This is a genomic window from Ferrovibrio sp., from assembly GCF_019636075.1.
GTDB lineage: Bacteria > Pseudomonadota > Alphaproteobacteria > Ferrovibrionales > Ferrovibrionaceae > Ferrovibrio.
Window position 1 is genome coordinate 59,103 of the sequence record NZ_JAHBYG010000019.1, and the last position, 7,588, is coordinate 66,690.

8 protein-coding genes are annotated in these 7,588 nt (G+C 59.3%); 3 read left to right on the forward strand and 5 right to left on the reverse strand.

Translation table 11 applies throughout. From position 1 onward, the window contains the following. Positions 1-44: 44 nt before the first annotated feature. The 5 genes from KF827_RS10065 to KF827_RS10085 all read right to left on the reverse strand — a co-directional run bounded on the left by KF827_RS10065 (position 45) and on the right by KF827_RS10085 (position 4,885). Positions 45-1,688 carry an FAD-dependent monooxygenase gene (locus KF827_RS10065; protein ID WP_291004362.1) on the reverse strand — a complete coding sequence of 548 codons (1,644 nt, stop codon included), beginning with the start codon at positions 1,686-1,688 and terminating at the stop codon, positions 45-47. 4 nt (positions 1,689-1,692) lie between these two features. Next, complete coding sequence (locus tag KF827_RS10070) at positions 1,693-2,328, reverse strand: VOC family protein (RefSeq protein ID WP_291004365.1); 636 nt, start codon at positions 2,326-2,328, stop codon at positions 1,693-1,695. A 54-nt stretch (positions 2,329-2,382) separates the two neighbouring features. Next, positions 2,383-3,390: an ABC transporter substrate-binding protein gene (locus tag KF827_RS10075; RefSeq protein WP_291004367.1), complete on the reverse strand. Its 1,008-nt coding sequence runs from the start codon at positions 3,388-3,390 to the stop codon at positions 2,383-2,385. 378 nt (positions 3,391-3,768) lie between these two features. Then, the gene (locus tag KF827_RS10080) at positions 3,769-3,942 is read right to left on the reverse strand and encodes a hypothetical protein (RefSeq protein ID WP_291004370.1); all 174 of its coding nucleotides are present in this window, start codon (positions 3,940-3,942) and stop codon (positions 3,769-3,771) included. A 115-nt stretch (positions 3,943-4,057) separates the two neighbouring features. Continuing rightward, on the reverse strand, positions 4,058-4,885 hold the full coding sequence (locus tag KF827_RS10085) for a 2OG-Fe(II) oxygenase (protein ID WP_291004373.1): 828 nt from the start codon (positions 4,883-4,885) through the stop codon (positions 4,058-4,060). A 290-nt stretch (positions 4,886-5,175) separates the two neighbouring features. Here KF827_RS10085 and KF827_RS10090 point away from each other — a divergent pair, with 290 nt between their 5' ends. The 3 genes from KF827_RS10090 to KF827_RS10100 all read left to right on the forward strand — a co-directional run. Further along, positions 5,176-5,847 carry a hypothetical protein gene (locus tag KF827_RS10090; protein WP_291004376.1) on the forward strand — a complete coding sequence of 224 codons (672 nt, stop codon included), beginning with the start codon at positions 5,176-5,178 and terminating at the stop codon, positions 5,845-5,847. Between the two features lie 28 nt (positions 5,848-5,875). Next, the gene (locus KF827_RS10095) at positions 5,876-6,520 is read left to right on the forward strand and encodes a hypothetical protein (protein ID WP_291004379.1); all 645 of its coding nucleotides are present in this window, start codon (positions 5,876-5,878) and stop codon (positions 6,518-6,520) included. Between the two features lie 41 nt (positions 6,521-6,561). Then, positions 6,562-7,588, forward strand: a 1,027-nt coding sequence (locus tag KF827_RS10100) for a hypothetical protein (protein ID WP_291004382.1), incomplete at its 3' end; no start/stop codon positions are given.

Here is a 7,588-nt window from a genome sequence, read left to right on the forward strand (position 1 = left end):
CCGAGCCACGGGGGCGAAGACAAGAGGCGGCCCGGGCTGCGGATTCATTGGAGATCGGCGCCGCGCGCATGATCCAGCACGGCGCCCGCATTGCCGGATGCCGTATTGCCGCGCCAGGCCACATGGCCATCGGGGCGCACCAGCACCAGCGGCGCTTCATAAAGCTTGCACAAAGTCGCATCCTGCAAAGCCAGGGCGCGCAGCGGCATGCCTATCGCTCTGGCCGCCTGCAACAGGCCGGATGTATCCGCGCCCGGTGCATGCACCAGCACGAAATCCTTGCCGTAATGATCCAGCAGCGAGGAACCATCCGGCAGCCAGCCATGCGGTGCGCGCGCGCCGGGCCGCGTGGTGGGTTCGTAGCGGCCGGGATCGAACGGGCGCGGATCATGCGGCATTGGTTCGCCGGCGATCACCGGCGAATCTTCGTACACATAACCCAACTGCACGCCGATGGTGTTCCATTCCTTGGCGCGCTTGTCGCGGATAATCTCGGCAAGAGCCGTCCGCGCCGCAGCGCCGGCCGGTGTGTCCTTGTCGAGATCGGGATCCACCTTCAGCGCCATCTGGGCTTTGTAATTGGAGGCGGCCTCGGCCACGTTGCGTGCGGCGACCGGCTTGCGTTCGGGTGTGTAGCTGTTCAGCAGCCGCGGCCCGCCCCAGCCTTGCAGCATGGCTTGCAGCTTCCAGGATAGATCGACGGCATCGCCGATGCCGGTATTCATGCCGAAGCCGCCGCGCGGCCAGAGCAGATGCGCCGCGTCGCCCACCAGGAAGACCCGGCCGGCGCGGAATTCATCGGCCACCACGGTATGCCCGGCCCAGGGCCGCGCATCGAGAATCTCGACCTGCACATCGCTGCCATCGGGCATCTGGCCCAGCGCCGAACGCAGGCAATCCTGCGGCGTGAGGCGGCTGGCATCGGCAGGCCCCATCATGCGGATCAGGCGCCACAGATCGTTGCCATCCACCGTGGAAAGATTGGCAAACGCTTCCGGGTTCATGATGTCCACCATCACGCCGGGGCGGTCGCGCATGATCTCGCGCAATTGCGCCGAGCGGAAATAGATGCCGAAATTATGGCCTTCCGCAAAAGTACCTTGCATCTCGATGCCCAGGGATTTGCGGATGCCGCTGGAAGCGCCATCGCAGGCGGCGAGATACTGGCAGCGCAAGCGGCGTTTCGCGCCGGTTTTCACCTGCTGCAAATCCAGGCTTACGCCATCGGCATCCTGGCTGAAGCCGGTCATCTCCCAGCCGGTCCAGAGCGCGCCTTGCGGCGCGGATTGCACGCGCGCCCGCATCAGCGGCTCGAACAATTTCTTCGGGCACCAGAGCGCGCCTTCCGGGCTGATCGCGCGCATCAGTTCCTGCTGTTCGCGGTTGCTGGGCCGGTCCATGCGCAGCAATTCGTGGCCCAGGATGCGCGTCATGAAATACACATTGCGCTTCAGATCGGGCGGAAAGCCGGCGAAGCGGATCGCATCGGCCATGCCCCAACGGCGGAAATGCTCCATGGTGCGCACGAAGATGGCTTCGCTGGTGGGGAAATCCAGCGCGCTTTCGGCACGGTCGATCTGGATGAAGGGAATTCCGCGATAGCCCAGATCGATGGCAAGCGCCAGGCCCACCGGCCCGGCGCCGACAATGGCGACCGCTACGCTGTAATCCTCGATCTGTTCGGGCATGCAATCAATCCGGAATGCGGGTGATGTCGCTTAGATTTTCGCCGGCCTGGAAACGGCGCCGGAAATCATCGCCATCGATGGGAATGCCGGCGGGATTCTTCTTGAAGGCGGGGGTTTGGAAGAAGCCGAGGAACGCCGCCTCGGTTTCGAAATTCGCCGCCGACAATTCCACCAGATTGCCATCGGGGTCTTCGTAATAGAACGCCGTGGCGGGGCCGTGGTTGAAGCTTTTGTAGGGCGCAACGCCGGCATCGCGCAGCCGGCCGTAGCGCTGCATCAGGGTGGCGAAACTATCGTGGCGCAATTGCATGTGATGCAGCCCGCTGGCCTTTTGCTCCGGCTGCAGGCCAGGCACATCGAACAGCGCGATCACCTGGCTGTAGGGAAACTGGTTATGCACCCGCATGAAGCAGAGCCGGATATCGGTATCGAACCGGCCTTGCGGCTGCTTGGCGCGTTCGGCCCAATCGACCGGCACATATTCGTAGAATGGCTGCACGCCCAGCACCGCCTGATACCACAGCTTCATGGCATCGTAGTTGGAACTGCGCAACACGATCTCGCTGATGCGCGGGGCTTGCAGGTCGCCCGTGAGATCGGGAGTGAGATTGCTGGTTAGATCGGGGGTGAGTTGGGTCATGGCGTCATCCGGGCAAAAATCCGGCGGCGGGTTTGCGCCCGCCGCCAGTCATGATCACTTGGTGTAATCCTGGGTGAACAGCACAGCCAAATCGGCGATCTTGTCGTTCGGCCCGAGCAGGCCGGCGGTCTGCGCATAGCTGAGCGTGTTCTGCATCGCCTGGGCGGTGACCACCAGGCTGTCGGAGGAATTCTCCACCACCTGCTGATAGGAGGCTTCGAAGATATCCGGCGGAATCTGCGCGAAGCGTTTCTTCAGCGCATCTTTCGCCGCCGCCGGCTCGCGCTTCATCTTCACCACGGCCTCTTTCAGCCCGGTCACGATGCGGCTGCAGATGGTGGGCTTTTCCTTGCAATAGGCCGGGCGCGCCACGATCAGGTTATAGCCGAAGGGATTCAGCTCCGGCGCATCCGCTTGCGGCTGCTTGATATACAGCGTGGCGCCATCCTTGATCGCCAGGCTGGTGAAGGGGTCGCCGAAGATGAAGCCATCCACGCTGCCGGTTTTCAGCGCCGCCATCATGCTGGGCGGCTGCATCGGCGTGATCACCACATCGGTTTCCGCATTCAGGCCGGCCTTGCGGCTGAGATAGCGCAGATAGCCATGCGGCAGGCCGTTCACGGTATCCACGCCGATGGTCATGCCCTTCAGCGATTTCACCCGCGTGGCAACATCGGCATTGGGTTGCAGCTTGAATTTCTCCATCGCCGCCGGGCTTACCACCATTTCCAGCATCAGCTTGTCGATGGTGTTGGCAATCGCCAGCAGGTTCTGGCCTTGCGCCGCCGCACGCAGCACCGAGCCGCCGCCGGTGGACGCGAAATCGGCGCCGCCGGCGATCACCGCATTGGTGGCGCCGGGGCCGGCGATCAGCGGCAGTTTCACATCCAGGCCCTTGGCGCTCCACAAGCCCAGATCGGCAGCCACATAAAGCGGCGCGAACAGCAGCGCATTGGCCGGCACGGCGATGGTGGTGCTGTCGGCGGCGCGGGCGGCGAAAGGAATCGATCCCAGGCTGGTGCCCGCGGCAAGCAGGCAGGCGGCAAGAATGGCGCGTTTCATGGTTGGTCTTCCCGGCAGTTATTTATGATTCGGCCTCGGATGGGCCGTGTCTTTCACGCTAGCCAGAAATGCATGCATATGCAATTCGTAAATGAATGCATTTTGACCGGCCAACAGGACCTACCCGCGCCCGAAGCTAAATATTCATGAAATGCTCTTATATAAAATCGATCATCCGGCCCGGCGCACGACGCGACCAAGGTTTGCCGGCGGCGGGGCAAGCCAGCCCGGCATGCATTTCAAAACCCGATTTAAAACAGCCTGATTTAAAACAGCCTATGGGGCGCATCTGTGGGTTCGACACCGTCTGTTTACACCGTTCGCTCACTGGGGCTTGCTCACACCGTTCGCTCACACCGTTCGCTCACTGGGGCCTGCTCACTCGACCAGCCGGCCCTGGTCGGCCAGCATCTGGCGCTGGGCGGCCAGCAGGGCCAGCAGGTCGGCTTCGGCCACACTGTCGCTGCGCATCAGGGCGCGGGTGATGGGATCGTGCAACATGGTTGCCATGCTGGGCTCTGCCAGCCAATCGTAGTCGCTATCCTCTGCCATATCGGCCTCCTGTCTTTGCTCTGGTTCCGCCTCATCGTTGCGAAAGCTTATGCCGATGATAGAGGGCGGTGGCATGACAAGATCAAGGCGATATTGTGGTGAAGCGTGACACATGTCACGCAGCGTCGTGGAATATCAGGCCCAATGTGCGGCGATGGCCGCGATGCAGCTTGCTCACGCCATGGCGCAGCGCCGCGAAACTTCCGGCCCGCCCTTCGCTGAGCGAAAGCGGCCGGCGATCCACCGCGAAAATCAGCGCCTGGCCTTGCTGCAATGCAATAACGCTGGCTTTGCTCTGCATCCGCGGGCGATTTTCCACCAGCACGAATTCGCCACCCTCGAAATCCACACCGGGATGATCGAGCAGCAATACCGCCTGCAGCGGAAACGCCATGGCGCCGTAGAGATCGCGATGCAGTCTATTGTAATCGCCGGCTTCGTAGCGCAGCAGCAAAGGCGTCGGCCGGGTCTGCCCGGCGGCATGGCATTGCGCGAGATAATCCTCTAGTTCGGACGGATAGGCCGCCCCGGTCCATAGCCGGGCCAACGGCGCCAGGCCGCGATAGAATCCCGCGCGCAGGGCCTGCACCAGCGGCGGCAGCGGATAGTCGAAATACTTGTAGCGTCCGCGCCCGAAGCCATGGCGCGCCATGTCGATCTCGCTGCGGAATGCCGCGCCGCCCTCGAACAGCCCGGCCAGCGCGGCACAGGCTTCCGGCGCAAGCAGCGGCGGCGTCGATGCATGGCCTTGTTCGCGCAGCGCGGCATGCAGCGCCGGCCAATCCAGCTGCGCCCCGGGCAGGCCCGCCTCATCAAGCTGCGTCCCTGGCTGCTGCGTCCCGGGCTGCTGCGTCCCGGGCTGCTGCGTCCCGGGCTGCTGCGTCCCTGGCAGCCTCCTGCCGTCTAAGTTGGCAAGATCCATATCGGCGGCGGATTTCATCATGCCGCCAGACTAGGGCCAGACCCGCCGCCGCGCAGCCGCCGCCAATATCCGCTTCTTGCGCAGCCATTCGGAAACAATCTTCCGGTGTGCCATCAAAGGCGAACTATCCTGGCAATTGCATTTTTACCTTGACATGTTCTCTAATTGATCACATCTTATTACGAGCAATGACGCAGTTCTATGCGCGCATAATATAAAGTTTCGCAACAGGGCCTTAATTCATGCCGATTGACCCAACAAACCAATCCCCTGTTAAGCCTCCCGTTAGGCCCCCAGGCTATTTGCGCCGTTTGTGGCAAGCCCTAGGCCGCCACCGCGCCGGCCGCCTGCTGCGGCTGGCGATCATCGCCGTGACTGGCTGGGTAGCGGTGGAGGCGACGTCTGGCGTAAGTCGTGCTGGATACAAGGCATTGTTCATTGGCGATACCGAATTAGCCGTGTCATATGCGATTGAATATGCATTCGGTTTTCGTGTGCAAACGGATCGCGATGTTGCAGCGTGGTCAACAGCGCCAGCTTATCCATTGCCGCCGGTCTGCCTTAGCGACCCACAGTATAGCAGCAATGGCCCCATGTATTTCCGGCTCGACGCTTGTTTGGGCGACACAAACAATCCTGATCCGATCTTTCGAGAGCGCTGCAGATTCGGCGTGGCCTGGATATCTGGCTGTGGGTATCGAAGATATCACATGCATGTTTTGGAACATCGGGAAAGCTTTGAACGGCTGGTATCCGCGATCAAGAATCCATGCCGCTATTTACCGTCGCCGGAAACAATTGATAGCGCCACGAATACCAGCGAGCCCAATGAAAAAGATCTGAAAATTGCATGGCGTGGCGCCGGCTGCGCCGGCAGTAAGCACACTACTCTTTTTTGGACTCAGCTGGAATTTGTAGATGTGAATGCAGAACCCAATTCTCCCAAGCGCAAGATCATCATGATGATCCCGACTGGAGAATGATCAAGCTTCATAACAAAAAGGTAATTTTATGCGACTCACTTCTTCAACCTCCACAACGCGAAAAACAAAAGGCCTCTTTCACCGAGGCGCCAAATATGCGGTAGTGGGAATGTTGGGTTGGTTGGCCGTGGGAATTGTTTTCTCAGGTTATACGGTCTTTCTCATGCAGAGAAACGGCCCCTCCAAATATCAAATCTCCGAATCATTGGCGCTGGCCGTTCATTTATCCGCAGGGTTTCTTCTAATTCGAGGCGAAGAAGAAGAAATTACGCTGGCATTTGAAGAGCGCGATCAGCATGTCATTTGTGATGGTGTAATTCAGAAAAAAAGCGTTTGCCTTTTGCTTCCACTCAACGAGCAATACGATTCCGATTGCGGTATGTTCTCAAAAAAAAATTGGCCGGACGACTGCATTCACCTACCTGCATCCGACATATATCTGACCGATCCGGTTGCGAGAGGTAAAATCTGGGAAGCCCTGTTAAGGCCTTGCGCCGTTCTGGCAAATGCCGAGGCGTCGGATGCCGCTTCGCGTGACTATATCGCGCGGCATATGCGACAGCTTGCTTGCGAAGACAAAAAACTCAAGCACCCTCTGTACGGATTGGTGACGTTCGGCGGCACCAACAAGGCGAGCCCACACAATATCCACTATTTTTTCGAAACCCAATAATGCACGCGACTTGAAACGCAAACTGTAGCCAGGAGAAAAAGATGGATAAGTTCGATTATAAGAAGCTGCTCAGAAATCCCGCTGCCTATGTGGAAGATTCTGTCTCTCCATTAGTAAACGTAGAATCAGCAAAAAGAGCAGCATTTGCGGAAAGCCACGTGCTGGAAAATCCCATGAATAAAAATCCGGCGGATGAAAGAACCGCGCGCCAACAGCATGCCCGCAATCTCAATGGCGGCCCAGCAGATGCATATCGGCACATGATTATCTCTGCTGAGTTAACGAGGCGTTTTGGCCCCGCCGCTGGGCGCGCAATGTCGGAAGCACACGAGTTACGCAATCTCGGCGATAGCTATTTTGGTCCCAATGCAAAACATGAAAAAGCGCTCACCGAAATGGACCGACATAACAATGCCATTGGCGCTGAAATCGGTACAAAAGCTCAAACCTGGGAAGACGTAGTGCGCATGGCACGCGAGAAAATTGCTGAATCAGCGAAAACAGATGGAGATGGTCAAGAAGGCAGAGCTAGCTGGATCAATAAAACCGGCCAATCTTTTGAACCCAAGTGGAAAACGGATGAAATCCGTAATTACGATCTGGGTAGCGAGAAAGAAAAGTATGGCAGTACCTTTGAACGGCTTAAGGCGCAGACTGCGCGCGATCTCGATACCGTCGGCAGCATGGAATACGAGGGTTTTCACAGCGCATTTGATTTGGAACAAAAGCAGCCCGTACCGGATGCTGCGAAGAATGCCGGGCGCGAAGCCGGGCCGGATCAACGCAGCGATGCCGGCGATGCTTCACAGCAGCAGCAATTCGCCGCCGCCAATGCTGACACCGGCATCGACACTGGCGGCATCGACACAGGCACTATCGACACTGGCGGCGGCAACAATGGCCGCAACTATGCCGCTGAACTGGCCGCCCTCCCATTGGGCCGCGAAGTCAGCCTGAACTGGCTGTTGGAGAAATCGCCCGATCAATGGACGCAGCCGGAGCTGGACGACGCCCAGGCCTCCGATGCCTATTGGAACAGCCGCAATCTCCGCCATGCGGATGTGCAGG